The sequence below is a fragment of the Streptomyces novaecaesareae genome, assembly GCF_000716875.1.
GTDB classification, from domain to species: Bacteria; Actinomycetota; Actinomycetes; order Streptomycetales; family Streptomycetaceae; genus Kitasatospora; species Kitasatospora novaecaesareae.
Genome location: NZ_JNWQ01000022.1, coordinates 12305 through 38473, shown reverse-complemented (window position 1 = coordinate 38473; position 26169 = coordinate 12305). Strand labels below are relative to the sequence as shown.

Here is a 26169-nt window from a genome sequence, read left to right as displayed (position 1 = left end):
GGCACCCCGGATCACGGGAGAGCGCCCCCGTCAGTGCTGCCCGCGCCGCCCGCCCGCGCGCCGCTTGCGGCGGGAACGCTTGCCGTGCGTTATCGCGGGCATCCCGTCCGCCAGTGCCTCCGTCGCGAGCGCGAGGTTGGCGGCCAGCCGTCCCTGCCCGTCGCGGACCGCGACGGCCTTCCGGTACCGCCGGATGCGCAGCAGGCAGATCACGAAGAGCACCACGGCGACCGGCACGCTGAACCGGGCCAGGCCCACGCCGACCGGCTGCGGGTAGGTGTCGCCGCAGATCCGCACCGCGCCCGCGTCGTCGGCCGCGTGCTCCAGGCAGACCCTGTCGCCGATCTTGGCGCTGTCCGCGAGCGGCAGCGCGGCCGCGGTGTGCGGCTGTCCGTCGGCCCGGTAGCTGACGGCGCTGTAGGTGCCGCCGCCGGTCGGGAGCTGGGTGACGACGCCCTCGACTCTCACCGGGTGCGCCTCGATCCGGTCGGCCTGGTCGGCCTGGCGCCAACCGAGCAGGCACATGCCGACGGCCAGCACGGCGCTGAGCACGGCGGCGAGGTACCAACCACGGCCCAACCGCGGGATGCGCGGCGGGGGAACGGTCGCGGTTTGCATGGTTCCTGTTCCTGGCTTGCCGTCGGGGTCCGGGAGGCGGCCCCGCCGCCCGCGGGCACGGGCGGTGGTGTGGTGAGGGTACGGAGTGAGCTGTCCGGGATCGTATCCGCTGGCGGGCCCTCAGGTCACGGCGAAGGGACAATCACCCCCCGTCACCGACAGTGGAGTTCGGGTGCGCACGAAGGAAGTCCCGTACGCGGCAAGGAATTCCGACTACTGACGAGTACGTCACACTCAGCGTCGCCGGTACACCAACCGCCCGCCCAGCACCGTGGCCAGGCACCCGCCCGCCGCAGGTTCGGCGCTCCCCTCCCCCGCGACCGCGAACACCGCGAAGTCCGCCCGACCACCGGGCGTCAGCCGCCCGTACCCGGCCTCCGCGAACGGCAGCACGGCCAGCGGGTCCAACGGCCCCGCACCCGCTGCGCCGCCCGCACCCGCCGACCCCACCGACCCCGCCGCACCCGCCAACGCCACCAGTCCCGACCGCGCCACCGCCGTCCGCACCGAGGCCCGCTCGAACGGTCCGGCCACCGCCGTCACCCCGAACCCGAGCATCCGCTGCAGCCCCCGCCGCGCACTCGCCCCGCACCGCGTCTCGTCCGTCGACCCGACCAGCCCGTCCACGACCGGCTCGACCCCGATCTCCTCCCGCGGATCCGGGTGGTAGGCACGCTCCAACAGCCAGTGCCCGTACGGATTGCGCAGCCCGGGCGCCAGCACGGCCGAACCCCAGTCCCGCACCCGCGCGCCCGGGTGCGCCGCCGCCAGCGCGCCGTACGGCCCGACCGCCTCGACGAGTTCGCCACGCACCAGCACCGCCCCGTCCGGGTGGGACGGGGCGGTGGGATCGGCCGGGTCGGGCAGCACGAGCGCCGCCCGGTGCAGAGTCAGCACGGAAACACCTTCGCCAGGAGAGACCGCAGAAGGAGCGGCCCTCAAAGGAACAAGCTCAAAGGAGCAGCCTCAAAGGGAGCAGCCTCGAAGGAGCGGCCTCAGTTGTCCAGGATCTTCAGCTCGGGGTGCGCCGTGCCGCCCTCGATCGCCGTGGAGGCGATGTGCGAGGCGACCCGCGGGTCGACCGGGTCGTTGGCCGGGTCGTCCAGCACCCGCAGGTGCTGGTACGTGGTCGAGCGCTGCGCCGGGACGCGGTCGGCGGCCCGGATGAGGTGGATCAGCTCGGTGAGGTTGGAGCGGTGCTTGGCGCCGGCGGCCGAGACGACGTTCTCCTCCAGCATGACCGAGCCGAGGTCGTCCGCGCCGTAGTGCAGCGACAGCTGGCCCGCCTCCTTGCCGGTGGTGAGCCAGGAGCCCTGGATGTGGGCGACGTTGTCGAGGAACAGGCGGGCGATCGCGATCATCCGCAGGTACTCGAAGACGGTGGCCTGGGTCGAGCCCTTCAGGTGGTTGTTCTGCGGCTGGTAGGTGTAGGGGATGAAGGCCCGGAAGCCGCCGGTGCGGTCCTGCACGTCGCGGATCATCCGCAGGTGCTCGATCCGCTCGGCGTTGGTCTCGCCGGTGCCCATCAGCATGGTGGAGGTGGACTCCACGCCGAGGCCGTGCGCGGCCTCCATGATCTCCAGCCAGCGCTCGCCGGACTCCTTCAGCGGGGCGATCGCCTTGCGCGGACGCTCCGGCAGCAGCTCGGCACCGGCGCCGGCGAAGGAGTCCAGACCCGCCTTGTTGATCCGGGTGATCGCCTCCTCGATGGAGACGCCGGAGATCCGGGCCATGTGCTCGACCTCGGAGGCGCCCAGCGAGTGGATCACCAGCTGCGGGAAGTCGGCCTTGATCGCCGAGAACGCGCGCTCGTAGTACTCCACGCCGTAGTCCGGGTGGTGGCCGCCCTGGAACATGATCTGGGTGCCGCCCAGCTCGACGGTCTCGGCGCAGCGGCGCAGGATCTCGTCGAGCTCGCGGGACCAGCCCTTGTCGCTCTTCGGCGGCACGTAGAAGGCGCAGAACTTGCACGCCGTCACGCAGACGTTGGTGTAGTTGATGTTGCGCTCGATGATGTACGTCGCGATGTGCTCGGTACCGGCGTACCGGCGGCGGCGCACCGCGTCGGCGGCGGAGCCGAGGGCGTGCAGCGGCGCCGAGCGGTAGAGCTCCAGCGCCTCCTCCGGAGTGATCCGGCCGCCGGCGGCGGCCCGGTCGAGCACGGCCTGCAGATCGGTGCTGGACGCATCGAGGGTGGTCGCTGCGAGCTCGGTCACCTGGCGGCCTTCTCTCTCTCGGGTGTTGCTGCTGTCTGCGCTGCCGGCACGGACAACGGGGCGTCCGGGTACGGCCGAACCAGCCTACGCCAGCACATTCCGCCGCCCGCGTCAGGCCGCTTCCCAGCGCCCCCGGCCGCCCCGGGACCCATCGTCCACAACCCCGCCGGCCGCCCCGGCCCTCAGCCGAGCGGTGAGTCCGCCGGCACCAGCGGCAGTTCCGCAGGCTCCAGCAGCCGCACCGCGACGTCCGACGCGAAGCCGCTGTCGTGCGCCACCCGCCGGGCGAACTCGGCGACGCCGGCCAACTGCCGCTCGCCGAGCGAGAAGTCGAGCGCCTCGCTGAAGTACCGCTCCAGCACGTCCGCACCGAAGGCCTCCCAGCGGGCGGCCTGCTCGGCGACCTTGGCGGCCTCGACCAGCGACAGGTCGCGGGACTCCAGGAAGGCCCGGTGGACGGCCGCGGTGAGCTCCGGGCGGCGCTCGGCGAACTCGCGGCGCACCGCCCAGACCGCGAAGACGAACGGCAGGCCGGTCCATTCCTTCCACATCTCGCCGAGGTCGTGGACGGTCAGTCCGAGGTCGGCGGCCTGTCCGAGGTAGGCGCGCAGCGCCGGGTCGCCGATCAGGACGGCGGCGTCGGCCTCGGCGAGCATCGCGCTGAGGTCCGGCGGGCAGCTGAAGTACTCGGGGTGCACGCCCTCGCGCTCCTCCAGGAGCAGCCGGGCGAGCCGGACCGAGGTGCGGCTGGTGGAGCCGAGGGCGACCCGGCGGCCGTCGAGGTCGGCGAGCGGCACCTTGCTCACGATCAGGCAGGACATCACCGGGCCGTCGCTGCCGACCGCGATGTCGGGCAGGACCAGCAGGTCGTCGGCGTTGCGCAGGTACTCGACGCAGGTGATCGGACCGATGTCCAGGGCGCCGTCGACGAGCCGGTCGCTCAGCTTCTCCGGGGTGTCCTTGGTGAGATCCAGATCGAGCAGATTGCCGGTCCTGGCGAGTCCCCAGTAGAGGGGAACGCAGTTCAGGAACTGAATATGGCCGACCCTGGGCCTGACCGGCGGTTTCTCTCCGGCCGGGGTGTTCTGGGGCTCCCGCGTTTGCGCGTCCGGTGTTTGTGCGTCCGGTGCTGCCACTGCGCCGCTCCCTTGCTGTTCGTGCGCCTCCCCGCAGGGTATGCCCGCCGTTCACGACGGCTCGCACCGGCCACCCGACACGCCCTCACCCGCCCCCAACACGCCTTTCCACGCCCGCTCCCGCGCCTACGACACGCGCCTTGGGAGCCGCAAGTGACCTCTGGTCGTCACAGCTGCCGCATGCTAGCGTTGCCCTCAGTTGCAGTTTGATTCCCCTTGCAGTACTTGAAGCCTGCGGAGCATGTAACCGCAGGCTTTTTGTAGTTTTTCAGCAATATCGAAAAACTTCGGACTCGTCCGGAGGCAGGGCGATCAGCGCAGCGGACCGGGTGCCACACGGTGTGGCCCCCGACACGCCTCGCAAGGAGAACGGCATGGCCACGGGAACCGTCAAGTGGTTCAACGCTGAGAAGGGCTTCGGCTTCATCGCCCAGGAGGGCGGCGGCCCGGACGTCTTCGTTCACTACTCCGCCATCAACGCGAGCGGCTTCCGCTCGCTGGAGGAGAACCAGGCGGTCAGCTTCGACGTCACCCAGGGCCCGAAGGGTCCGCAGGCGGAGAACGTCACCGCTATCTGACCATCCTCTGATGATCTGATCGCTCGGGACCCCGACGGGTCCATCGGCGGCTCCCGACAGCCGTCACCATGAGCACAAGAGCAGTACCCAAGGGGGCCCGCCCAGGTGGTGGGCCCCCTGCCTTTTCGCCCTCCGAACAGACCCGGGCGGCGAACACGGCGAACACCGCGAACACGGGAAGCACGGCGACCGCAGCGAACACGGAAGGGCCCTCCCCCAAGCACCCGGGGAAGGGCCCTTCGTCGTCAGGCGGGGGATCAGGCCGCAGCCGGCTCCCGGACGGTGCCCGAGGGGACGTCCGCGTCGTACAGGTCGCCCGAGGGGTTGTTGTACGCGGCGACGTCGAGGATCTTCTCCCGCGCGGCGACCACGACCGGCACCAGCACCTGCCCGGCGACGTTGGTCGCGGTGCGCATCATGTCCAGGATCGGGTCGATGGCGAGCAGCAGGCCGACGCCCTCCAGCGGCAGGCCCAGGGTGGACAGGGTCAGCGTCAGCATGACGATCGCACCGGTGAGGCCCGCGGTCGCGGCCGAGCCGACCACCGAGACGAAGGCGATCAGGATGTAGTCCTTGATGCCGAGCTCGATGTTGTAGACCTGGGCGACGAAGATCGCGGCGATCGCCGGGTAGATCGCGGCGCAACCGTCCATCTTGGTGGTGGCGCCGAACGGCACCGAGAAGGACGCGTACTCGCTGGGGACGCCGAGCTTCTCGGTGACGCGGCGGGTGACCGGCAGGGTGCCGACCGAGGAGCGCGAGACGAAGGCGAGCTGGATCGCGGGCCACGCGCCCTTGAAGAAGTGCAGCGGGTTGAGGCCGGCGGCGAAGCGCAGCAGCAGCGAGTAGACGACGAAGAGGACCAGCGCGCAGCCGACGTAGATGTCGAGGGTCAGCGTGGCGAAGGGCTTGAGCAGGTCCCAGCCGTACTTGGCGACGGACTTGCCGATCAGGCCGAGGGTGCCGAGCGGGGAGAGCCGGATGACCCACCACAGCGCGGTCTGGGTCAGCTCCAGCACGGACTCGCTGAGCTTGAGGACCGGCTCGGCCTTGGCGCCGAGCTTGATGATCGCCGCGCCGACCACGACCGCCATGAAGACGATCTGCAGCACGTTCACCTTGGCGAAGGCGTCGACGATGTTGGTCGGGAAGATCCCGGTCAGGAAGTCGATCCAGGTGCCCTTGGAGTCGATCGCCTTGAGGCCCTCGGTCTTGAGGTTGGTGCCCTGGCCGGGGTTGGTCAGCAGGCCCAGGCCCAGGCCGATGGCGACCGCGATCAGCGAGGTGATCATGAACCAGAGCAGCGTCCGGGTGGCCAGGCGGGCCGCGTTGGTGACGTTGCGCAGGTTGGCGACGCTCACCACGATCGCGGTGAACACCAGCGGCGGGACGGCCAGCTTCAGCAGCTGGACGAAGATCTTGCCGATGGTCTCCAGGGTGGTGGCCAGCCAGGAGATGTCGGCGGCCCGGGCCAGGTAGCCGAGGCCGACGCCGAGCACGAGGCCGGCGACGATCTGCACCCAGAACGGCGTCTTGCGGATACGGGTGAGCACGGAGGGCGACGAGGTCGCCTCGGGCGCTGTGGACATGGCGGTGCGGCTCCGGGGGAGGGCGTTGCTGACGGTGAGGTGAGTGGGGCGGAGAAGGCGGCACGGCGCGCGGGCCGGACGGGAAGTCGTGGCCCCCGGTCAGGGGCGTGCCGCCGGAATACAGCTCATGGCGCGACAACGGCGCGGGCTGTCCACAGCACCGGTCGGGGCGCACGGGCGGGCGGCGCCGGGCAGCTGGCCCGGGCCGTGCATCCGCAGTGCGTCCGAGGTGGTCATGGCCGACACGTTAGCAGTAAAGGTTTGAGATGTTCAAAGTAGTTGTTTGAGGTCAAGACGAGATCCGGACACGAACGAGGCTGACGCCCCATCAGTTCACGCCAACCGGCCCGATTGACCGACGAGCGGTTATACGTATAACTTTGATGACGTCCCCGCCACCGCCTGCCCAGACCGGAGAAGACGCCGATGGGCTACCTCGCCCTGCTCCGCGCCCCGCACGTCACCCGCCTGCTCCTCGGCACCCTGCTCGGCCGCCTGCCCGCCGGCATGACCGCCCTGGTGATCGCCCTCGCCCTGCGCGAGGCCGGCACGCCGTACGGACGGATCGGGCTGGCCACCGCCGCGTACGCGATCTCGGCGGCCGTCGGCGGCCCGGTGCTCGGGCGGATCGTGGACCGCACCGGGCAGCCCCGCGTCCTGCTCGCCTCGGCCGTGGTGGCCGGCGGCGGGTACGCACTGCTCGCCCTCGCCCCCGGCTCCCCGCTCGCCGCCCCGGTCGGCGCCGCGATCGCCGGCCTCGCCATGCCGCCGCTGGAGCCCTCCCTGCGCTCGCTCTGGCCGGACGTCGTCGACGAGGAGCAGCTCGACACCGCGTACGCCCTCGACTCCGCCTCCCAGCAGATCCTCTACGTCGCCGGGCCGCTGGCCGTCGCCGGGATCGCCGGCCTCTTCAGCCCGGTCGCCGCGCTCTGGGTCGCCGCCGCACTCGGCCTGGCCGGGGCACTGATCGTGGCCACCGCCGCACCGGCCCGGGCCTGGCGTGCCCCCGTCCGCGCGGACTCCGCCGGACTGCTCGGGCCGCTGCGCTCCCCCGGCCTGGTGCTGCTGCTGCTCGGACTGGCCGGGGCCGGCTGGGCGGTCGGCGCGCAGAACGTGCTGTTCATCGCCTACGCCGAGCACCACACCGGCGCGCTCCCGGGCGGCGCGGGCACCCTGCTCGCGCTCGCGGCCCTCGGCGGCCTGCTCGGCGCGCTCGCCTACGGCGCGGTCAAGTGGCGGCAGACCACCGCCACCCGCACCTGGGTGATGGCCCTCGCGATGGCCGTCTCCTACCTGCCGCTGGTCACCCTGCCCGGGCCGTACCCGATGGCCGCGCTGGCCTTCGTGTCCGGCGTCATGCTGGCCCCGCTGCTGGCGGCGGCGTTCGTCCTCGTCGCCGAGCTGGCGCCGACCGGCACCGTCACCGAGGCCTTCGCCTGGCTGGTGACGCTGTTCGCCACCGGCAACTCGCTCGGCTACGCCGTCTCCGGCAACCTCGCCGAGGACTCGCTGCGACCCGTCGCGCTGTGCGCGGCCGGCGGGATCGCGCTCGGCGGACTGCTCCTGTTCGGCGCCCGGCGCTGGTTCCGCCCGGCGCCCGTCGCGCCGAGCCTGGCCCAGCCCGTCCCGGTGGGCTGAGCCCACCCCCACAGACGACTGCGCCCGCCGGGGTCTGGCCGGCGGGCGCAGTCCCTTTATTCCTCGGCGGCGGACTCTGCCACGGGCTGTGCGTCGGTGACGGCGAGTTCGGCGGTGACGGCGCCTGGACGCCGACGCCGACCTTTGCGGGTTCGGCGGGCAGCAGCGGGCTGCCGGTGAAATCGGTGGCGGTGTAGGCGACCCATCTTCACCTGATCGAACCAATCAGACGAATGGGCGCCCTTGCCGGTACCGGCTACGCCGACGCGGTGGACGAGCGCAGCACCAGCGACGTGGCCAGCGGCGCCACCGGCTCCACCCGCTCCCCGCGCAGCAGGCCCGCCAGCGCGGCCGCGCCGGCCCGGCCCAGTTCCTCGCCCGGCAGGTCGACGGTGGTCAGCGGCGGGGCGAGCAGCGCGGCCACCGCCACGTTGTCCATGCCGACCACGGACAGGTCCTCCGGCACCCGCAGCCCCAGCTCGACGGCGGCCTGGTAGACCCCGGAGGCGACCACGTCGTCGTCGCAGATCACCGCACGCGGCCGGTCCGCCCGTGACAGCAGACGGTCCGCCACGGCTCGCGCGGCCCGGTGGCCTTCGTTCAGGCTCACGCCCAACTCCACGACGTCCAGGCCGAGTTCCCGGACGACCCGCTCGAAGGCGGCCTGCCGCACCCGGAACGTGTACGCGGCGTGGCTGGAGCGCAGCCGGCCGATCCGGCGGTGGCCGAGGGCCGCCAGGTGCTCGACGGCGGCGCGCATCCCGCCGGCCACGTCGAGTTCCACGGTCGGGCGCGTGCGGTCGGTGCCCGGGTCGGCGTCGAGGAAGACGGCGGGGGTGTCGGCGGGCAGTTCGCCGAGCTGGCTGTCGTCCGGGGAGCAGATCAGCAGGCCGTCGAAGCGGCCGGCGGTGGCGGCCTCGGCGAGGGTGGCGCTGCCCCAACCGGAGCTGACCACGACCGCCAGTCCGTGCCGGCCGGCCTCCTGGTGGACGCCTTCCAGCACCCGGCCGAAGAAGGGGCCCTGGAGGTTCGGCACGGAGAGCAGGATCATCCCGCTGCGGCCGAGCCGCAGCTGCCGGCCGGCCGCCTGCGGGCGGTAGCCGAGGCTGCGGGCGGCCTCCCGGACCCGCTGGCGGGTGGCTTCGGAGACCCGGCGGCCGGCCTCGGCACCGGAGAAGACCAGGGAGACGGTGGCCTGGGAGACCCCGGCGAGCCGGGCCACGTCCCGCCCGGTGGGCCGGCGTACGGGGGCCGGCCAGGTCCCGAGCGCGCTCTCGGCGGGCGGCGGCTCGGGCAGCGGCTCAGGCGACGACTCGGGCAGCGGCTCGGGCGACTGCCCGAACGGCGGCTCGGACGGCACGGAGTCTCGGGTGGTGGGCACGGCGGCTGCGGCGGGGGCTCGGCGGGCGGGGAGGTGGGCCGGGATCAGTTCTGCCCGGCGGCGGCCGCGCGGGCGGCGTCGTCGGCGGCGTCCTCCTCGGCGTTCTGCGCGGCGATCCGCTCGGCGGTACGGCTGCGCAGCCCGGAGACCTTGCCGCTGATCTGGGCCGACATCTCGTCGCGCTGCTTGCCCAGCAGGGCGTAGCTGAGCGGCGCGGAGGCGACCGCGGCCAGCAGGAAGAGGAAGATCACACCGGCCTCGCCGCTGACCGGGATGACCTGGAAGTGCCCGAGCAGCAGGGCCACCAGCAGGCAGCCGAGGAAGATGCTGACCCGCAGGGAGGTGTAGCGGAGCGTGGCGTGCGACTTATCCGGGCCGTTGCTGCTCACTGGAACACATCCTTCTCGTTGCGCGGGGCGGGTCCTGGCGCGGGGCGGGTCCTCCAGTCAAGCATGCCTGACGGCCGACGCGGCCCGGGCCCCTCCTGCTCGAAGCCGGGCGAGGAGGGCCGGTCGCCCGCCCCGGCCGTTTCCGCCCCGGCCGTTCCCGCCAGTTGGGCCCGGGATCAGCGAAGGTCGAGCCACATGGTGATGTCGTCGCGGTCGTCCCCGGGGGCGACCCGGATCGCGGCCGGCACCCGGCCGACCTCACGGTAGCCGCTGCGGGCGTAGAACTGCTCCAGCCCCAGGCCGCCGCGCGCGGTGAGCCGCAGCGCCTCCAGCCCCCACTCCCGGGCCACCCGCTCGGCCTCGGCGAGCAGTCGGGCACCGTGGCCGCGGCCCTGGCAGTCGGGGTGCACCATGACCCGCTTGAGCATCCGCCAGTGCTCCATCGGTTCGAACTGCATGGACTCGAAGAACAGCACGCCGACCAGCCGGCCGGTGTCGCCGTCGTGGGCGGCCAGCAGCCGGTCCGGGCCGTCCGGCCCGACCCCGGCGAACTGGCGGTCGGCGGTGTCCCAGACCTCGTCCTCGGTGACCGGCGCCACGAAGCCGACCGCCCCGCCGGCGTTGGTGACGTCGGCCCACAGCCGGACGATGTCCGTCCGCAGATCGGGGTCGAGCTTCGGGTCCAGGGTGAAGGTGAGCGCCATGGGGCGAGCCTAGGCTTCCGCACCGACAGCCTTCACGGTGCCGCCGGCACCGCCCGGGCGGTCGGGGCGCAGCGCCAGGCAGAGCCCGACCGCGACCGCGCACAGCGCCCCGGCGCCGTACCAGGTCAGGTCGTAGTTGCCGAGCGCGTCGCGGGCCAGGCCCGCCAGCCCGGCGACGACGGCCGCGCCGATCTGGTGGCTGGCGAGCACCCAGCCGAAGACGATCGGGGCGTCCTCGCCGAAGTGCCGGCGGCACAGCGCGACGGTCGGCGGCACGGTGGCGACCCAGTCCAGGCCGTAGAAGATCACGAAGGCGAGGATCGGCGGCTGCAGCGAGCCGGCCAGCAGCTGCGGCAGCAGGAGCAGGGACAGCCCGCGCAGCCCGTAGTAGACGGTCAGCAGCACCCGGGAGTCGACCCGGTCGGTGAGCCAGCCGCTGAAGACGGTGCCGAGCACGTCGAAGACGCCGATCAGGGCGAGCAGGCTCGCAGCGGTGGTGACCGGCATGCCGTGGTCGTGCGCGGCCGGGATGAAGTGGGTGCCGACCAGGCCGGCGGTGGTGGCGCCGCAGATCGCGAAGGAGCCGGCCAGCAGCCAGAACGCCCGGCTGCGGGCGGCGCCGCGCAGCACCCGCAGCGTGCGGGCCAGGGCGCGACCGTCGGAGACCGGGGCCGGAGGCTCCTCGGTCGCGCCGTACGGGAGCAGGCCGATGTCGGCGGGCCGCTCGCGCATCAGCACCAGGACGGGGACTGCGACGGCGCTGGCGGCGAGCGAGACCACGACCACGGCCGAGCGCCAGCCGTGCTGCTCCACCAGCCAGGCACCGACCGGCAGGAAGACCAGGTTGCCCGCCGCGCCCGCGGCGGTCAGCACTCCGGTGACCAGGCCCTGGCGGGCCCGGAACCACCGGCCGGTGATGGTGGTGGCGAAGGCGCCGGCCATCGAGCCGCTGCCGAGGCCGACCAGCACGCCCCAGCAGAGCACCAGTTGCCAGGGCTCGCGCATCAGCATGGTGAGCCCGGAGCCGACCGAGATGGTCAGCAGCGCGCAGACCACCACCAGGCGCACCCCGAACCTGTCCATCAGGGCGGCGGCGAAGGGGGCGGTGAGGCCGTAGAGGGTCAGGTTGACGGAGGTGGCGCTGGAGATCGTCCCCAGCGACCAGCCGAACTCGTTGTGCAGGGCGTCCATCATCAGGCTCGGGGTGGAGCGGAAGCCGGCCGAGCCGAGCAGGACGAGCAGGGAGACCCCGGCCACCACCCAGGCGTAGTGCACCCGGGGGCGCCCGGCCGGGGCGGGCCGCTCGGAGCCGGTCGGATCGGAGTCGGTCGGATCGGGGACGGGTGTGGGGGTGAGGGCGCTGCGTTCGGTCACGCGAACGAGTGTTCCGGGCGGCCGGGCTCCCGACGAGTGGCCTGAATGACAGCTTTCGCAAGAATCGGGCCACGACCGGGCGTACGCTGATCCGCACCCACCGACACCCGAGGGGACCCCATGGCACACCTGGTCGCGGTACTCGCCCTGGAGGGCGTGATCGCCTTCGAACTCGCCATCCCCGCCCGCATCTTCGGCGGCGCCAAGGACTCGGCCGGACAACGCCTCTACGAGGTGGCCACCTGCACGCTGGACGGGCGGCCGATCGCCACCAGCGCCGACTTCAAGGTCATGGTGGACCACGGGCCCGAACTGCTGGAGCGGGCCGACACGGTGGTGATCCCGGCCTCCGCCGACTCCAGGCCGTCCGCCCCCGACGCCTGCTTCACCCCGGCGCTGGCCGCCGCGCTGGCCCGGATCCGGCCCGGCACCCGGCTGGTGTCGATCTGCACCGGCTCGTTCATCCTGGCCGCCGCCGGACTGCTGGACGGCCGCCCGGCCACCACGCACTGGCGCTACACCGAGCGCTTCGCCCAGCTGTTCCCCCGGGTGCTGCTCGACCCCGACGTGCTCTACACCGACGACGGCGACATCCTCACCTCCGGCGGGGTGGCCGCCGGGGTGGACCTCTGCCTGCACGTGGTGCGGCGCGACCACGGCAGTGCGGTGGCCAACGCGGTGGCCCGCAACTGCCTGGTACCGCCGTGGCGCGAGGGCGGCCAGAAGCAGTACGTGGAGGCCCCGAGCCCGGTGGACGCCGAGGGCCCCGGCACCGCCGCGGTGCGCGCCTGGGCGCTGGAGCACCTGGACCAGCCGCTCGCCCTGCGCCTGCTCGCCGACCGGGCGGGCATGAGCGTACGGACCTTCACCCGGCGCTTCCGCGAGGAGACCGGCGCCAGCCCGGGTCAGTGGATCACCACCCAGCGCACCGAGCGGGCCCGCCAACTGCTGGAACGGACCGATCTGACGATCGACCAGGTCGCCCGGGAGTCCGGCTTCGGCACCGCCGCCTCGCTGCGGCTGCAGCTGCGCGGCCGGCTCGACGTGGCACCGAGTGCCTACCGGCGCACCTTCCGCACCGTCCCGCAGTAGGACGGCCCCGGCTCGGCTCATATGGACGCCGGCCGAGGCGGTGGCCGGATATCGCCGTGGCCCGGCGGCGCGCCGGGCGGCGCAGTGGATGGCGGCAGGCCGCGTGCACCCCGAGCACGGAACGACAGGCCGCCATCCAACCGCGACACGCGGGCCCTGAACCCGCGCCGCGGCCTCCGCACTCGCCGAGGAGCGGTCCGCGACCGGCAGTCCGCGGCCCCTTCGCTGACACGATCCCCCTGGACAGCGGAACCGCGGCGGTGGACGGACGTCCCCTCGGCGTCCCCTCGCAACGGAGAGCCGCACCCAAGCGTGATCAGTCGGATACGTCACGTCAATGGGTAGTCAGAAATTCGGAATGGTTGCGTCACCTTTCGGCCGGTGATCGCCACGGGCCGCCGGCCGCCGCGGAAGCCGCTATTGCGCCAAAGCCGCCCAGTCCACGTCCGCCAGCGGATCGGCCGGGCGGGCGTCCGCGCCGATCTCGCACCAGACCCGCTTGCCCGAGCCGTCCGGGTACCAGCCCCAGCGTTCGCAGAGCAGCTCGACCAGCTCCAGGCCGCGCCCGTTGGTCGCGTCCTCGTCCGCCCCGGCGTGCCGCGGGGCCGGGGCCGTCTCGCTCGCGTCGGCGACCTCCACCCGCAGCGGGACGGCCGGCCCGCCCTCCCGCGCGTCCTCGGTCACCGGCAGGCAGAGCCGCAGCACGGCCGGACAGCCGGTGTGCACCACGGCGTTGGTCACCAGCTCCGAGACCACCAGCACCACCGTCTCGGCCATCGGCGCGTCCGGGTCCACCCCGTGGTTCAACAGCCGCGAGCGCACCCACCGACGGGCCCGGCCGACCTCGGCGGGGTCCGCCTGCACCGCAAGCTGTACCTGAAGAACCTGCACCGCTCCACCACCCGCACTCGCAGTTCGGCCTAAGTCCCGATCGGGCCGGATCGACCGGCCGGCGGGCCTTCGCACTCCGCCCGGCGCCACCCGAGCCGCACCCGGGCGTCCGCCCGGGCCGTCCACCCGCGCCCACTCGTCCGCGCCGACCCGTCGGTCGCGCACCGGCCGCGACACGAATACGCCTCAGGATGGGCGGGCGGGCGGACCGCGGCAAGCGCTTCGGGCATATTCCGGCGATCGGGGGACAGGGCAGTGCATACTGTCCCGCTCACGCTCGCGAGCCTCGCACCGGCGCTCGTCCGGCCCGGGCCGACCCACCTCGGACACGCCCTGGGCGCGAACCTACCGCCGGACACCCCGGGTGCCCCGCCCGCCACTCGCGAACCACCCGTGCGACATATGTCCAACGGCTCTCGAACAGCGCCGATGTGACGCCCCGTCCCCTCGCCGACGATCCGCGAGGAAGGGTTCCGTTTTTTGCTCGATTGCCTCCGCCGCGCTCCGGCCGCAAGATACCGTTGGGTAAGCCAGCGACCCCGGGCAGGAGGGTGGTTCCCGATGGCCACCCCGGAGCGGACCCCGCGCTGGGACGAGCAGTTGCAGCGCCGCCTCGCGCGCGGCGAGGAGACCGCGCTCGGCGAACTCTACGACCAGCTCGCGCCGATGGTGCACGGCCTGGCCGGGCGGATACTGGCCGATCAGGCCGCCGCCGGGCAGCTCACCCGGGAGATCTTCGCCCATGTCTGGGAGCACCCCGAGGACTTCGACCCCGCCCGGGGCACGCTGCGCTCCTGGCTCGGCACACTGACCCACCGGCGTGCGGTCGAACGGCTGCGGGCGCGGCGCGCGGCCGAACGACGGCCGGACTGCGACACCCTGGGCGCGGAGGCGGAGATCCGCGCCGTGGCCACCGCCGCACGCATGCAGTACGTGGTCGACTCCCTGCCCCGATCCCTGCGTGAGACCATCGCGGTGACGTACTACGACGGCCGGACCTACCGGGAGACGGCCCGACTGCTCGGCATCAGCGAGCAGGCCGCCAAGCAGCGGATGCGGCTCGGACTGGCGCTGCTGGCCACCGAGTTGGCCGACGAACCGACCGGCGAACCAACCGACGGACCAACCGACGGCCCGACCGGCGAACCGACCGGCGAACCGACCGACGAGCGCGCCCGCCAGGACGAGGCCGGGGACGGGGAGACGTGAGCAGCACTGAGGAGCAGCACGACGCCCTGCGCTCGCTGCTCGGCGCCTGGGCCCTCGGCGCCTGCCCGACCCGCGAGGCCGCCGAGTTGGAGCAGCACCTGCGCGGCTGCCCGGAGTGCGCCGAGGAGGCGGCCCGGCTGCACGAGGCGGCCGGCTGGCTCTCCCTGGACGAGCCGCTGGACCAGCCCGGCTCGCTGCGCCAGCAGGTGCTCGACTGGTGCCTGGCCCGCCGCCCGGCCGAACTTCCCGTCCCCGCCTGGGGGATGCCGTACACGGCGGAGACCGCCAAGCTCGACGCGCTGCTGCGCGACCTCGGCCCGGAGGAGTGGCAGGAGGTGGCCGAACTGCCGTGGCACGGCGGATCCGACCGGCTGCGCCCGGCCGAGGTGCTCGGCCACCTGGCCGCCGTGGACGGCTTCCTGGCGCTCGCCCTCGGCCTGCCCGACCCGGTGCCGACCGCTCCGGGCGGACCGGGCGGACCGGCCGCACGTGTCGCGCCGACCGAACGCCGGGTGCCGCCGCAGGATCCGGCCGGGCCGTGGCCGGTGCCGCGCGTCGCGGCGCAGGGCGGGCCGTACGCGGCGATCACCGCGCGCACCGCCCGGATGCTCGCCGCCCAGAGCGCCCTGCCGCCGCAGTCGGTGCGCGCCCGGTGGCGGCGGCAGAGCCACGACCTGGTGCGCAGTGCCGCGCTCGCCCCGCAGGGCAACACCCCGGTCGACTACGGCTTCACCGTGCTGCCGCTGCGCGACGCCTTCGTGGACCGCGCCTTCGAGTGCTACGTGCACGGCGAGGACGTGGCCCGGGCGGTCGCCTACCCGTACGACCCGCCGGCGCCGCAGCACCTGCGGCAGATGGTGGAGCTGGTGGTCCGGCTGCTGCCCCGGGCACTGGCCGGCCTGCGCGCGGCGCAGCCCCAACCGGTGGGGGCGCCGGCCGGGCACGGGCCGGCCGCCCGGCGGCTGCGGTTGATGGTCGACGGCCCGGGCGGCGGCGAGTGGCTGGTCCCGCTGGACGGCGGGGACGTCACCGCCGGAGCGACCGGCCCGGAGTCGTGGTCGCCCGGCGGGGAGCCGGTGGCCTCGATGGTGCTGGACGGCCTGGAGCTCTGCCAGTTGGCCGCCGCCCACCGCGACCCGGACCGGCTGCCGGTCGGCGAGCACGGGGACCGGGCCGCGATCCGCGAGGTGCTGCACGCGCTCCCGCTGCTGTCGCGGCCCTGACGCCGTCAGCGGCTGTCAGCAGCCGTCGGCGGCTGACGGCGACTGTCAGCCGCCGTCACACGGCTCAGGCGAAGACGACCGTACGGGTGCCGTCGAGCAGCACCCGGTGCTCGCTGTGCCACTTCACCGCGCGGGCCAGCGCCTGGCACTCGACGTCCCGGCCGAGCGCGACCAGCTGGTCCGGGCTGACGTCGTGGGTGACCCGGGCCACCTCCTGCTCGATGATCGGGCCCTCGTCCAGGTCGGCGGTGACGTAGTGCGCGGTGGCGCCGATCAGCTTCACGCCCCGGGCGTGCGCCTGGTGGTACGGCTTGGCGCCCTTGAAGCTCGGCAGGAAGGAGTGGTGGATGTTGATCACCCGGCCGGACAGCTCGGTGCACAGCTGGTCGGAGAGCACCTGCATGTAGCGGGCCAGCACGACCAGTTCGACGTTCTCCTTGGCGACGAGGTCCAGCAGCCGCTGCTCGGCCTCCGCCTTGGTGTCCTTGGTGACCGGGATGTGGTGGAAGGGGATCCCGTAGCTCTCGGTCAGGTCCTGCAGGTCGGTGTGGTTGGAGACCACCGCGGCGATCTCCACCTGCAGGGCGCCGATCCGGGTGCGGTAGAGCAGGTCGTTCAGGCAGTGCCCGAACTTGCTGACCATGAGGACGATCCGCATCCGCTGCTCGGTCGGGTGGATCTGCCAGTCCATCGCGAAGGAGGCGCCGATCGCGGCGAAGCTGGCCCGCAGCTTGTCGGCGGTGACCGTCTCGGGGGCGGAGAAGTGCACCCGCATGAAGAAGAGTCCGCTGTCGCCGTCCCCGAACTGCTGGCTGTCGATGATGTTGCAGCCGGTCATGAAGAGGTAGCTGGACACAGCGTGGACGATGCCCTGCTTGTCGGGGCAGGACAGCGTGAGGACGTACTGGGCGCCGGCCGGCTGCTGTTCCACTGGGGTATCCCGTTCTGAGCTCGTGACGTGCGTGGACGGTCCAGCGTGTCACATCCTGGACATCCGCCGCCCCGCTGCCCGTACTGCGGGACGGCGCCGTCCGCCGGAGCCGGCCCGGGTGTCAGACCTGGGTGAGGATGCGCAGCACGTCCAGCGACTTGGGGGCCGCGTCCGGGTCGTCCCCGTCGCCCGCGGCCAGCGCGACGTGCGCCTCGCGGGCGGCCCGGACGGTCTCCGGCCAGCCGGGGTGGCCGAGGTAGGCGGAGGCGGGGGCGTCCGCACCGACCTCGTGCAGCATCTGCACGGCCCGCAGCACCGCGACGTCGACCAGCGCGGCCTCGGCGGAGTCCCGGAAGATCGTGCCCACGTACTTCTCGGCCGACCAGCGGTCCAGCCAGGTGTCCTCGACCAGCCGGTAGACGGCGTCGGTCACGTCCCCGTACCCCTCCCGGCCGGCCAGCCAGGCCTCCTGCTGGAAGGCGGGGTCGGACAGCATGTGCAGCGCCGAGCGCAGTCGGGCTCGCCAGCGCCACCAGGGCAGGTCGTTGAGCGGCATGCCGCCCATGGTGCTGGAGCGATGGCCCGGACGAGAAGGGTTTCGGGCGGACCGGTGCGAAGAATCTGTGCTGACGGACATGGTCAACGATCGTACGTTCCCCTTCTGTTCGTACTCCACTCGCGATCTACACGCGTCCCTCTCCGGATTTCAGCTGCCGTTTGCCGACCGTTCGCATTTCTGCCCTCTCGCCTTGTGGCACCGGGGCTTGGCTGGTTCCGGTGCGCCGGAGTGCGTCCAGAGAGAGGGAAGACCGATGACCAGCCGAAGGGACTCTTTCCAGGGCCGTCCCCCCGTCGTACGGCGCCGCCGACGACGCCCGATCGCCGCCGCCGCCACCGTCTTACTGCTCCCCGCCCTCTTCTCGGCGTCCGCGTGCGGCGGACCGGCCGACGCCTCCGACGGCAACGACCTGACCGTGATGACCTGGGCGCCGTCCGGCACCGGCTCCGCCGACCGGCCGGGCATGACCGCGCTCGCCTCCGCCATCGGCCAGGACGTCAACAGCAAGGGCGGACTGAACGGCCGCCGACTGCGGGTGATCACCTGCAACGAGCACAACGCCGCCGACGGCGCCCGCGCCTGCGCCCAGCAGGCCGTGGACGCCAAGGCCGTCGCCGTGATCGGCTCCTACAGCCAGTGGGGCGAGGCCTTCATGCCCGTGCTGGAACGCGCCGGGATCCCGCTGATCGGCGGCTACGGGCTCTCCCAGCCCGAGTTCTCCAGCCCGCTGTCCTACCCGGTGGACGGCGGCCTGCCCGCACTGATCGCGGGCAACGGCCGGCAGCTGGTGGACGCCGGCTGCAAGAGCGTGTCGCTGGTCCGCCCGGACACCCCGGCCGGCGACAACCTGCTCGGCTACCTGGGCACCGCGCTGCGCCCGGCCGGGATCAGGCTGCTGGACGTCAAGGCGCCCGAGCAGTCCTCCGACTACACCCCGGTGGCCCGCAAGGCGCTCGGCAAGGACGAGCCGGGCAACTGCGTCACCAGCGCGCTCGCCGCCGAACCCACCGGCAACCTGCTGGACTCCTACCGGCGGCTGACCCCGAAGAACACCCGGATCGCCTCGGTGATCGGCAGCGTGCAGCAGTCGGTGGTCGACTCCACCGGCGGCGACTCGGGCCCGCTCAGCGGCGCCTACGTCACCAGCTGGTACCCGCCGGAGTCGGCGAAGGTCTGGGACGGGCTGCGCGGGGTGGTCCGCGCCGACACCACCGGCGGGAGCACCATCGACGTCTCCGACCCGGGGGTGCAGACCACCTGGGTCGCGTACGAGGTGTTCAAGTCGGTGACGCAGAAGCTGTCGGAGGCCGGCAAGCCGGTCACCGCGAAGTCGATCTCCGGGCTGCTGGACAGCGGCGAGGGCATCGACGTCGGGCTCACCCCGCCGCTGAACTGGGGCGCCACCAACATGCTGCCCAGCACCGCCTCGCCCCGGCTGGTGAACACCTGGGTCACCTACCAGGTGGTCAAGAGCGGCCGGATGACCCTGCAGCAGCCGGGCTTCGTGGACGTCCGCTGGGTGCTCACCGGGGGCCGCCCGCCGGCGTGACCCCGCGGGGGCGGGCGGGCTCCGGCAGAGTCGGCGGGCCCGGTGGGGCCCGTCCCGCCGCTACAGGTCGCCGTCGCTGCGGCTGGGCAGGCCGGTCTGGGCGGCGATCGCGTTCCAGAGCGTGGAGGCCTGCTTCTTCGCGTTGGTCGCGGTGCCGCTGGCCTGGACCGCGTTCTTGTAGTGCGGGTTGTCCTGCTTCTTCGGGTCGCAGGAGCCCTGCGCGTCCTGCGCCCAGGCCGCGTACTCGTCGTCGGCCTGCGCCGAGGCCGTCCAGGCCGCGTTCAGCTGCTCGACCAGCTGCTGGCCGCCCGGCATCTTGTCGGTCTTCAGCTGGCCGAGCTTGGTCTGCAGCTCGCGCCGCTTGCCGGCCGCGCCCGTGAGGGCCTGCTGGGACTCGGGGAGCTTGTCGCACTTCTGCACCGAGGCGACCGCCGAGACCACCGAGTTGCGGCTGTCGCTCGCGGTGCCCAGGAGGTCCGACAGCGGCTGCGCCTGCGCCTTGACCTCCGGGTCGACGGCGGCGCCGGAGCCGCTCGCACCGGCCGTACCGGGGGCGGAGCTGCTGCCGCCGGCGGCCACCGGGGCGGTCTTCTTGTCGTCCTTGACCGTGTTGCCGCCGCTCATCAGGACGGCGACCAGGATGCCGGCCGCCGCACAGCCCGCCACCACCCCGCCGATGATCAGCTTGTTGGACGGGCGGCCGCGCCGGGCGGACCCGCCCGCCTGGGTCGCGTCGAAGCCCTGCCCGTGGTCCGGGGCGTAGCCCTGGCCGTAGTCCTGCGCCGGGTAGGCCGGCTGGGGCTGCGCGGCCGACGGGTAGGCCTGGTACCCGGGCGCGGCCTGCTGCTGCGGGTAGCCGCCGGACTGCGGGTAGCCGCCGGACTGCGGGTCGGCGACCGGGTAGGGCGGCAGGTGCTGGGTCTCCGGGGCCGGCTCGGCCTGCGGGCCGCCGTACCCCTGCTGCGGCGCGCCCCACGGGGCACCCGGCCCGGGCATCGGCTGGCCCGGCATCGGCTGTGCGGGCATCGCCTGGGTCGGCAGCGCGTGCTGCGCGCCGTCCCCGAGGTACTCCGGCTGACCGGACGGCTGCCCCACCGGCGGCACGGCCGAGTGGCCCTGCGGCGGGCCCGGCTGCCCCTGGTACGGCGGCTGCCCCGGGAACTGCGGCTGGCCCGGCTGGCCCTGCGGCTGGCCGGGCTCGGGGCGGAACAGGTCGTCCAGGTTGAAGTCACCCGAGTTGGGGTACGAGCGGCGCTGACTCAACGCGATTCCTCACCTGTGCAGGACCGCGCGCTGACGGCGGACCACATCTCGTCGGTTCTTGGGAGCATCACAGTTCCTTGGACGTCGCGCCCACGCTACCGGTTCGCCTCACCGGGTGACCACGTGGGCGGGACATCCGTCACGCTCCTCGTACGGACGATCACGGTCCGCCCCCGGTCAGGCCGCCTCCGCGTCCGCCCTCGCGTGGAACTCCCGGACCACCCGCTGCTCCCGGTACGGCTCCAGCCGGCGCCGGAACTCGTCCAGGTACTCCACGCCCCGGTTGGAGCGCAGCCCGCTCAGCAGCCGGACCGCCTGGGTGCCCGTCTCGCAGGCGCGTTCCAGGTCCCGCTGCTGCAACTGCGCGGTGGCCAGCAGCACGAGGTCGACCGCGCGGCGCCGCACGCGCGTCGGCGGGTGCAGGTCGAGCGCCCGGCGGGCGTAGTGCTCGGCCTGGCCGGCCTGTTCCAGGTCCCGGTGGCAGTGGGCCAGTTCGTCCGCGAGGTAGGCGTCGTCGAAGTGGGCGATCCAGTCCGGGTCGTCCTCCGGGTGGCGCTTCTCCATCATCTCCAGCGCCTTGGCCGACACCGCCTCGCAGGAGCGGGCGTCACCGAGCAGGGCGTGACCGCGGGCCTCGGCGGCGTAGAACATCGCCATCGCCGTCGGAGTGGCCACCGAGCGGGCGCCCTCCTGGGCGGCGCGGGCGAGCTGGGCGATCTCCCGCGGGTTGCCGAGGGTGGCCGCCAGGTGGCTCATCGAGGCGGCCAGCACGTAGCCGCCGTAGCCGCGGTCGTCGGCCGCCTGGGCGAGCCGCAGCGCCTGGATGTAGTAGCGCTGGGCGAGCCCGGGCTGCCCGGTGTCCACCGCCATGTAGCCGGCCAGCTCGGTCAACCGGGCCACCGCGGCGAAGAGTTGGCGCCCGGTCTCCTCCCGGTACGCCCCGCCGAGCAGGCCGGAGACCACCGAGTTGAGGTAGTGCACCACCACCGGGCGGACGTGGCCGCTGCCGAAGCGGTGGTCCAGGTCGACGAGCATCACGGTGGTCGCCTTGATCGCGGCCACGTCGGTCGGACCGACCCGTGGGCCACCGGCGCGCGCCACCACCGGATCCGGCGGGGTGATCAGCCAGTCCCGGCTGGGCTCCACCAGCGCGGAGGCGGCGACCGTCGCCCCGGTCAGGAAGTCCCGCCGGCCGACGTCGCTGCGCCACAGCTCGCAGACCTGCTCCAGGGCCGCGTTGATGGTGGGCGCGAACTGCAGCCCGATGCCGGAGCTGAGGTTCTTGCCGTCCGCCATGCCGATCTCCTCGACCGACACGCTGCGGCCGAGCTTGCGGCCCAGGGCCTCGGCGATCACGGCCGGCGCCTGCCCGCGCGGCTGCTGCCCGCGCAGCCAGCGGGCGACGGAGGTCTTGTCGTACCTCAGGTCCAGACCGTGCTCGGCGCCGCAGAGGTTGACCCTCCGGGCCAGGCCGGCGTTGGAGCAGCTGGCCTCCTGGATCAGTTGCTGCAGACGCTCGTTGGGCTGTCGTGCGACGAGTGGTCTCGCGGCCATTGGGCTTCGCCTCCCCACACCCTCCGGTCCCGGCCGGCGGGCGACGATTCTGCTGATCTGTTGCCGACTGTCCGACCGTCCAAGGAATCTGACACCAGGTTAGCGATCAGCAACGCCAGCGGGATACCCACGGTGACGATCCGCACCCCCCTTGCGCCCTGGGGAATGCTCCCGTGCGCCCCCGCTGCGCCCGCTCCCGACCGCACCAACACGGATCAGTAACCGGAACGGGTGACATTGCCGGGATGCGCCCAACCGGGCACCGTCGGGCCGTAACCAGCCTCACGCACGGTAGTTGAGCAGCGCGTGGAAGACATCCCCGACGCCTCCGGCCAGGACAAGAACGCCGGCCTGCCCCCGCTGCTCATCGAAGCCGTCGGCTACGCCGAGAACCGCCACTGGGAGGTGGCCCCGGGCGCCTGGCTGATCGACGGCGACGGGCCCGCACACTGCTCCTGCGGCGACCCTCGCTGCATGCTGCCGGGCGCCCACCCGCTGGACGCGGACTGGGCGCGCAGGGCGAGCGCCGGGCCGGGCGCGGTGCGGCGCTGGTGGACCGAACGGCCGCAGGCCTCGATCCTGCTGCCCACCGGCCGGTCCTTCGACGTCCTGGACGTGCCGGAGACGGCCGGCTGCCTGGCGCTGGCCCGGATGGAGCGGATGGACCTCCAGCTCGGCCCGGTGGCGGTCCTGCCCGCCGCGCCCGGGCGGGTCGGCCGGCGGCTGCACTTCCTGGTACTGCCCGGGGTCGCGGCCAAGCTCCCGGAGATGCTGCGCAAGCTCGGCTGGCCGCCCGGCCGGCTGGACCTGGTCGCCCGCGGCGAGGGGGACTGGACGGTCGCCCCGCCGTCCCGGATCGGCTCCACCGGGTACGCCCAGTGGGCCCGCTCCCCCTCGGCGCTCAACCGCTGGCTGCCGGACGCCGCCGAGCTGGTCAGCCCGCTCGCCTACGCCTGCGGCCGCGAGGCGCCCGCCCAGCACGCCGCCCAGGCCGCCCAGCCGGCGCCGGTGGGCTGACCGGGGCCGCCCGGAGGTTCACCCTCCCCCGAACGGCCGCCCTACGCCTATCGAGCGAGGGCGCGCGCTGCGCGACACAACGCGCACGAGTGACGGGCCCTGCCTCCCACCGGAGGCAGGGCCCGTCATATGCATGTGCGGATAAGGCTTCGGCCTACCCGCTGGTCAACCGCGAAAGCCCCCCGGACGAGTGACAGCGCTCAAGGATTGCCATGATCGGCCGAGGGGAGGAATTGCGGTGCGGGGAGCCGGAAGGGGCGCTCGGACGGGGAAGCCGGGCGAGGCACCGGAGGGGAACCGGGAGGGAGCAGGGAGGGAGTAGGGAGGGACGGAGGGGAGCAGGGAGGGACGGGGAGGCGAGCGGGGCCCGCTGCAAGGAGAGCAGCGGGCCCCACTCCGTCGTCCTCGCCGCGCCTCAGGTCTGGGCGACGAAGACGTGCTGGGCGATGTCCTTGCCCAGCTCCGCCGCGTTCTCCCCGGTGCCGACCAGCACGCCGCCGACGCCGGCGCTCACCTTGACCGTCGAGCCCGGCCGGACGCCGGCCCGGCGCAGGGTGCTCATCAGCACGCTGTCGGTCTGGATCGGCTCGCCGATCCGGCGGACCACCACGTCGGCCCCGGCCTCGCCCGGCTTGACGGTGTCCAGCGGGACGAGCCCGGCGTCGAAGCCCTCGCCCTCGGCCTTGGTGTCACCCAGCTCGTCCAGGCCCGGGATCGGGTTGCCGTACGGGGACTGGGTGGGGTGGCCGAGCATGGCGAGCACCTTGCGCTCGACCGTCTCGCTCATCACGTGCTCCCAGCGGCAGGCCTCCTCGTGCACCTGCTCCCACTCCAGGCCGATCACGTCGACCAGCAGGCACTCGGCGATGCGGTGCTTGCGCATGACGCGCACCGCGAGCCGGCGGCCCTCCTCGGTGAGTTCGAGGTGACGGTCCCCGGCGACCTGGAGCAGCCCGTCGCGCTCCATGCGGCCGACCGTCTGGCTGACCGTGGGCCCGCTCTGTTCCAGGCGCTCGGCGATCCGGGCGCGCATCGGGACGATGCCCTCCTCCTCCAGCTCCAGGATGGTGCGAAGGTACATCTCAGTGGTGTCGATCAGCCCAGACATCGCCGCTGGCTCCGTTCTTCGGTGTCCTCACCGCCAATTCTGACGTACCCGGGCGACAACCGGGCCCGCCCGGGGGCTCCGGGTACCGGTTTTCGTTGCTGTTGACAGCGGTGCCACCGGGGCGCGACCGTGCTCGCCGTAGCTTTCTCCACCGGCGGTCTGGACCACCCGCACCGCCCCGCCCGGCCGGCTCCCTCACCGGCAGAGAGTGAAGGCACCAGATGAACGACCTGGTCGGCAGCTACTTCGACGCTGCGATCGCCCACCTCCAGCGGGTCCGCGAGGAGGAGGCCGACACCATCGAGGCCGCCGCCGCGCTGCTGGTGGAGGCGATCGCCGAGGGCCGCCGGGTTTTCACCTTCGGTGCCGGACATTCCTCGCTGCCGGCCCAGGACGTGGTCTACCGGGCCGGCGGGCTGGTCCCGATGAACCTGCTGAACGTGCCCGGGACGACCGGGGTGACGGTGATGCCCGCGCCGCTGTCCAGCGCGTTGGAGCGGGTCTCCGGGCTGGCCACCGCGACCCTGGACCTGACCCCGGCGACCACCGGCGACCTGCTGTTCGTGATCTCGCTGTCCGGCCGCCAGACCATGCCGGTCGAACTCGCCCGGTACGCCCGGGACCGCGGGCTGAAGGTGATCGGGGTGACCTCGCTGGCCTACCCGGAGGAGGTGCCCTCGGGTCACCCGTCCGGCACCTATCTGAAGGACCACTGCGACGTCGTACTGGACAGCAAGGTCGCGGTCGGCGACGGCGAACTGACCCACCCGGGCGCCGAGACCACCTTCGGCCCGGTCTCCACCGTGGTGACCAGCGCGCTGATGCAGGCCGTGGTCGCCTCCGCGGTCGGCCGGCTGGCCGACCGGGCGGCCGCCGGGGACGCCCCAGCCCCGCCGCTGTTCCGCTCCGGCAACGTCCCCGGCGGCACCGAGTGGAACGCCAAGCAGATGGCCGACAACGCCGAACGGGTCTTCTACACGTACTGACCCGCCCGCCGGCTGCCGCCGACCGCCGGACACGCTCGGTACCGGACCGAACACGGGGCGTACCGGACAATCCACCGCGCCTTCCCGGCCATTGCGGGCCGCCCCGGGCGTCCCCAGGCGTACCGGGAAGGCCCCCGGGGCAGGAGAGCGGTGCGACCGGAGCGACAGGTGGGGGCCGAACATGGCGTCTGGTGCGGGGCGGACCGGGTGGGTGCGGGAGCGGGACCTGCTGCCCGAGTTCTTCTGGGCCGCCGACGCGGCCTCGCTGCGCGGTCAGCGCCGCTCGGTGCTGCTCTGCGCCTGGGAGCTGGTCCTGCTGGTCCTGGCCGCCGCCACCGGCTCGGCCGACGGCGAGCCCTGGGCCTGGCCCGCGGCCGTCGCCTACCTCGGCGCGATCGCGCTGGCGGTGGTGATCAGCGGGCAGAACCCGCAGGGGCTCTGGTACGAGGGGCGGGCCGCCGCCGAGTCGGTCAAGACCCTGGCCTGGAAGTACGCCGTCCGGGCCGACGCCTACCAGCCGCCGCCACGCGCCCTGCCGGACGCCGAGGGCCTGTACCGCTTCCAACTCGGCCGGGTGCTCGGCGCCTTCCGGGACAGCCCGGCCGCCGTCCCCGGGGGCGGGGTGGAGGTCACCGCGGCGATGCACGACCTGCGCGAGCAGCCGCTGGCCGTGCGCCGCGAGGTCTACCTGGGCGAGCGGATCCAGGTGCAGCACGACTGGTACCGCGCCAAGGCGCGCCAGTGCGCCCGGGCCGGGTACTGGGCCGGGGTGCTGGGCGTGCTGCTGCCGGCGCTCGGGCTGGCGCTCGCGGTGCTGCGGGCGTTCGGCGCGTTCACGTACGACGCGCTGGGCACCGTCTCGGCGGTGGCCGCCTCGATCACCGCCTGGGCACAGCTGCGCCAGTACCGCCCGCTGGCCGCGGCGTACGGGCTGGCCGCCGAGGAGCTGGCGCAGATCCAGCGCCAACTCGCCCGGCTGGACCTGGACTCGCCGGAGGCCGAGGAGGTCTGGGCCCGCCTGGCCCGGGACGCCGAGGACGCGATCTCCCGCGAGCACACCACCTGGCAGGCCCGCCGGGAGGTGCGCACCACCACCGACCGGGAGCACGACACGGGCCCGGAGCACGGAACCGACCCGGAGCACTGAGGAGGCCGCAGGTGTCG

24 protein-coding genes are annotated in these 26169 nt (G+C 73.4%); 9 read left to right on the top strand and 15 right to left on the bottom strand.

The window, feature by feature from the left end; genetic code table 11:
* Positions 1-30: 30 nt before the first annotated feature.
* The 4 genes from OP86_RS36525 to OP86_RS11040 form a co-directional block, all read right to left on the bottom strand.
* Entirely contained in the window at positions 31-618 is a 588-nt protein-coding gene (locus tag OP86_RS36525) for a hypothetical protein (RefSeq protein ID WP_030060089.1), read from the bottom strand.
* A 234-nt stretch (positions 619-852) separates the two neighbouring features.
* Complete coding sequence (locus OP86_RS11050; RefSeq protein WP_030060088.1) at positions 853-1515, bottom strand: amidohydrolase family protein; 663 nt, start codon at positions 1513-1515, stop codon at positions 853-855.
* A gap of 98 nt (positions 1516-1613) precedes the next feature.
* On the bottom strand, positions 1614-2834 hold the full coding sequence (gene mqnC / locus OP86_RS11045; RefSeq protein WP_051829942.1) for a cyclic dehypoxanthinyl futalosine synthase: 1221 nt from the start codon (positions 2832-2834) through the stop codon (positions 1614-1616).
* Positions 2835-3016: 182 nt separating this feature from the next.
* A complete protein-coding gene (locus OP86_RS11040) occupies positions 3017-3970 on the bottom strand; it encodes a menaquinone biosynthetic enzyme MqnA/MqnD family protein (RefSeq protein ID WP_078588892.1) in 954 nt (317 codons plus the stop codon).
* 374 nt (positions 3971-4344) lie between these two features.
* Between OP86_RS11040 and OP86_RS11035 the strand changes: the two genes are divergently transcribed.
* Entirely contained in the window at positions 4345-4548 is a 204-nt protein-coding gene (locus OP86_RS11035; protein WP_030060085.1) for a cold-shock protein, read from the top strand.
* A 257-nt stretch (positions 4549-4805) separates the two neighbouring features.
* Here OP86_RS11035 and OP86_RS11030 read toward each other — a convergent pair whose 3' ends face one another.
* Positions 4806-6137, bottom strand: a complete 1332-nt coding sequence (locus OP86_RS11030) for a dicarboxylate/amino acid:cation symporter (protein ID WP_030060084.1) — start codon at positions 6135-6137, stop codon at positions 4806-4808.
* A 426-nt stretch (positions 6138-6563) separates the two neighbouring features.
* Between OP86_RS11030 and OP86_RS11025 the strand changes: the two genes are divergently transcribed.
* Positions 6564-7775 carry an MFS transporter gene (locus OP86_RS11025; RefSeq protein WP_030060083.1) on the top strand — a complete coding sequence of 404 codons (1212 nt, stop codon included), beginning with the start codon at positions 6564-6566 and terminating at the stop codon, positions 7773-7775.
* Between the two features lie 256 nt (positions 7776-8031).
* Here OP86_RS11025 and OP86_RS11020 read toward each other — a convergent pair whose 3' ends face one another.
* From OP86_RS11020 to OP86_RS11005, 4 genes are all read right to left on the bottom strand, one after another.
* Entirely contained in the window at positions 8032-9156 is a 1125-nt protein-coding gene (locus OP86_RS11020; protein ID WP_078588894.1) for a LacI family DNA-binding transcriptional regulator, read from the bottom strand.
* A gap of 44 nt (positions 9157-9200) precedes the next feature.
* Positions 9201-9545, bottom strand: coding sequence for a DUF4229 domain-containing protein (locus tag OP86_RS11015; protein WP_030060080.1), 345 nt, complete (start codon positions 9543-9545; stop codon positions 9201-9203).
* A 176-nt stretch (positions 9546-9721) separates the two neighbouring features.
* Positions 9722-10249 (bottom strand): GNAT family N-acetyltransferase, encoded by a 528-nt coding sequence (locus OP86_RS11010; RefSeq protein ID WP_030060079.1) that lies wholly within the window; start codon positions 10247-10249, stop codon positions 9722-9724.
* Positions 10250-10258: 9 nt separating this feature from the next.
* Complete coding sequence (locus OP86_RS11005) at positions 10259-11623, bottom strand: MFS transporter (RefSeq protein WP_078588896.1); 1365 nt, start codon at positions 11621-11623, stop codon at positions 10259-10261.
* A gap of 120 nt (positions 11624-11743) precedes the next feature.
* Here OP86_RS11005 and OP86_RS11000 point away from each other — a divergent pair, with 120 nt between their 5' ends.
* A complete protein-coding gene (locus tag OP86_RS11000; protein WP_030060077.1) occupies positions 11744-12715 on the top strand; it encodes a GlxA family transcriptional regulator in 972 nt (323 codons plus the stop codon).
* A gap of 417 nt (positions 12716-13132) precedes the next feature.
* Here OP86_RS11000 and OP86_RS32870 read toward each other — a convergent pair whose 3' ends face one another.
* On the bottom strand, positions 13133-13606 hold the full coding sequence (locus OP86_RS32870) for an ATP-binding protein (protein WP_078588898.1): 474 nt from the start codon (positions 13604-13606) through the stop codon (positions 13133-13135).
* Between the two features lie 561 nt (positions 13607-14167).
* Between OP86_RS32870 and OP86_RS10990 the strand changes: the two genes are divergently transcribed.
* Positions 14168-14815, top strand: a complete 648-nt coding sequence (locus OP86_RS10990) for a sigma-70 family RNA polymerase sigma factor (RefSeq protein ID WP_063832344.1) — start codon at positions 14168-14170, stop codon at positions 14813-14815.
* Positions 14812-16038 carry a zf-HC2 domain-containing protein gene (locus OP86_RS10985; RefSeq protein WP_051829941.1) on the top strand — a complete coding sequence of 409 codons (1227 nt, stop codon included), beginning with the start codon at positions 14812-14814 and terminating at the stop codon, positions 16036-16038. The genes OP86_RS10990 and OP86_RS10985 overlap by 4 nt, the downstream gene beginning before the upstream one ends.
* Positions 16039-16102: 64 nt before the next feature.
* Here OP86_RS10985 and purU read toward each other — a convergent pair whose 3' ends face one another.
* Both purU and OP86_RS10975 read right to left on the bottom strand, forming a co-directional pair.
* Positions 16103-16969: a formyltetrahydrofolate deformylase gene (gene purU, locus OP86_RS10980; protein ID WP_030060073.1), complete on the bottom strand. Its 867-nt coding sequence runs from the start codon at positions 16967-16969 to the stop codon at positions 16103-16105.
* 121 nt (positions 16970-17090) lie between these two features.
* Positions 17091-17525 (bottom strand): SCO4402 family protein, encoded by a 435-nt coding sequence (locus OP86_RS10975; protein WP_418952613.1) that lies wholly within the window; start codon positions 17523-17525, stop codon positions 17091-17093.
* Between the two features lie 256 nt (positions 17526-17781).
* Between OP86_RS10975 and OP86_RS10970 the strand changes: the two genes are divergently transcribed.
* On the top strand, positions 17782-19077 hold the full coding sequence (locus tag OP86_RS10970) for an ABC transporter substrate-binding protein (RefSeq protein ID WP_051829940.1): 1296 nt from the start codon (positions 17782-17784) through the stop codon (positions 19075-19077).
* Between the two features lie 60 nt (positions 19078-19137).
* Here OP86_RS10970 and OP86_RS33480 read toward each other — a convergent pair whose 3' ends face one another.
* Positions 19138-20340: a chromosomal replication initiator protein DnaA gene (locus tag OP86_RS33480; RefSeq protein WP_051829939.1), complete on the bottom strand. Its 1203-nt coding sequence runs from the start codon at positions 20338-20340 to the stop codon at positions 19138-19140.
* Positions 20341-20517: 177 nt separating this feature from the next.
* Entirely contained in the window at positions 20518-21894 is a 1377-nt protein-coding gene (locus OP86_RS10960) for an NsdA family TPR-like regulatory protein (RefSeq protein ID WP_030258171.1), read from the bottom strand.
* 315 nt (positions 21895-22209) lie between these two features.
* Between OP86_RS10960 and OP86_RS10955 the strand changes: the two genes are divergently transcribed.
* A complete protein-coding gene (locus tag OP86_RS10955) occupies positions 22210-22911 on the top strand; it encodes a bifunctional DNA primase/polymerase (RefSeq protein ID WP_199815196.1) in 702 nt (233 codons plus the stop codon).
* Positions 22912-23326: 415 nt separating this feature from the next.
* Here OP86_RS10955 and OP86_RS10950 read toward each other — a convergent pair whose 3' ends face one another.
* Positions 23327-24019, bottom strand: coding sequence for an iron-dependent transcriptional repressor DtxR (locus OP86_RS10950; RefSeq protein WP_030060065.1), 693 nt, complete (start codon positions 24017-24019; stop codon positions 23327-23329).
* A 221-nt stretch (positions 24020-24240) separates the two neighbouring features.
* Between OP86_RS10950 and OP86_RS10945 the strand changes: the two genes are divergently transcribed.
* Both OP86_RS10945 and OP86_RS10940 read left to right on the top strand, forming a co-directional pair.
* Positions 24241-25005, top strand: coding sequence for an SIS domain-containing protein (locus tag OP86_RS10945; RefSeq protein ID WP_030258174.1), 765 nt, complete (start codon positions 24241-24243; stop codon positions 25003-25005).
* A gap of 181 nt (positions 25006-25186) precedes the next feature.
* Positions 25187-26152, top strand: a complete 966-nt coding sequence (locus OP86_RS10940; protein ID WP_078588902.1) for a DUF4231 domain-containing protein — start codon at positions 25187-25189, stop codon at positions 26150-26152.
* The last annotated feature ends 17 nt before the right edge of the window (positions 26153-26169 follow it).

Excerpts from the sequence above, each read along its gene's own strand:
- OP86_RS36525 (WP_030060089.1), bottom strand. The coding sequence starts at position 618 with ATGCAAACCGCGACCGTTCCCCCGCCGCGCATCCCGCGGTTGGGCCGT.
- OP86_RS11035 (WP_030060085.1), top strand. The coding sequence starts at position 4,345 with ATGGCCACGGGAACCGTCAAGTGGTTCAACGCTGAGAAGGGCTTCGGC.
- OP86_RS11030 (WP_030060084.1), bottom strand. The coding sequence starts at position 6,137 with ATGTCCACAGCGCCCGAGGCGACCTCGTCGCCCTCCGTGCTCACCCGT.
- OP86_RS11025 (WP_030060083.1), top strand. The coding sequence starts at position 6,564 with ATGGGCTACCTCGCCCTGCTCCGCGCCCCGCACGTCACCCGCCTGCTC.
- OP86_RS11010 (WP_030060079.1), bottom strand. The coding sequence starts at position 10,249 with ATGGCGCTCACCTTCACCCTGGACCCGAAGCTCGACCCCGATCTGCGG.
- OP86_RS11000 (WP_030060077.1), top strand. The coding sequence starts at position 11,744 with ATGGCACACCTGGTCGCGGTACTCGCCCTGGAGGGCGTGATCGCCTTC.
- OP86_RS10990 (WP_063832344.1), top strand. The coding sequence starts at position 14,168 with ATGGCCACCCCGGAGCGGACCCCGCGCTGGGACGAGCAGTTGCAGCGC.
- OP86_RS10975 (WP_418952613.1), bottom strand. The coding sequence starts at position 17,525 with ATGCCGCTCAACGACCTGCCCTGGTGGCGCTGGCGAGCCCGACTGCGC.
- OP86_RS10970 (WP_051829940.1), top strand. The coding sequence starts at position 17,782 with ATGACCAGCCGAAGGGACTCTTTCCAGGGCCGTCCCCCCGTCGTACGG.
- OP86_RS10960 (WP_030258171.1), bottom strand. The coding sequence starts at position 21,894 with ATGGCCGCGAGACCACTCGTCGCACGACAGCCCAACGAGCGTCTGCAG.
- OP86_RS10950 (WP_030060065.1), bottom strand. The coding sequence starts at position 24,019 with ATGTCTGGGCTGATCGACACCACTGAGATGTACCTTCGCACCATCCTG.
- OP86_RS10945 (WP_030258174.1), top strand. The coding sequence starts at position 24,241 with ATGAACGACCTGGTCGGCAGCTACTTCGACGCTGCGATCGCCCACCTC.
- OP86_RS10940 (WP_078588902.1), top strand. The coding sequence starts at position 25,187 with ATGGCGTCTGGTGCGGGGCGGACCGGGTGGGTGCGGGAGCGGGACCTG.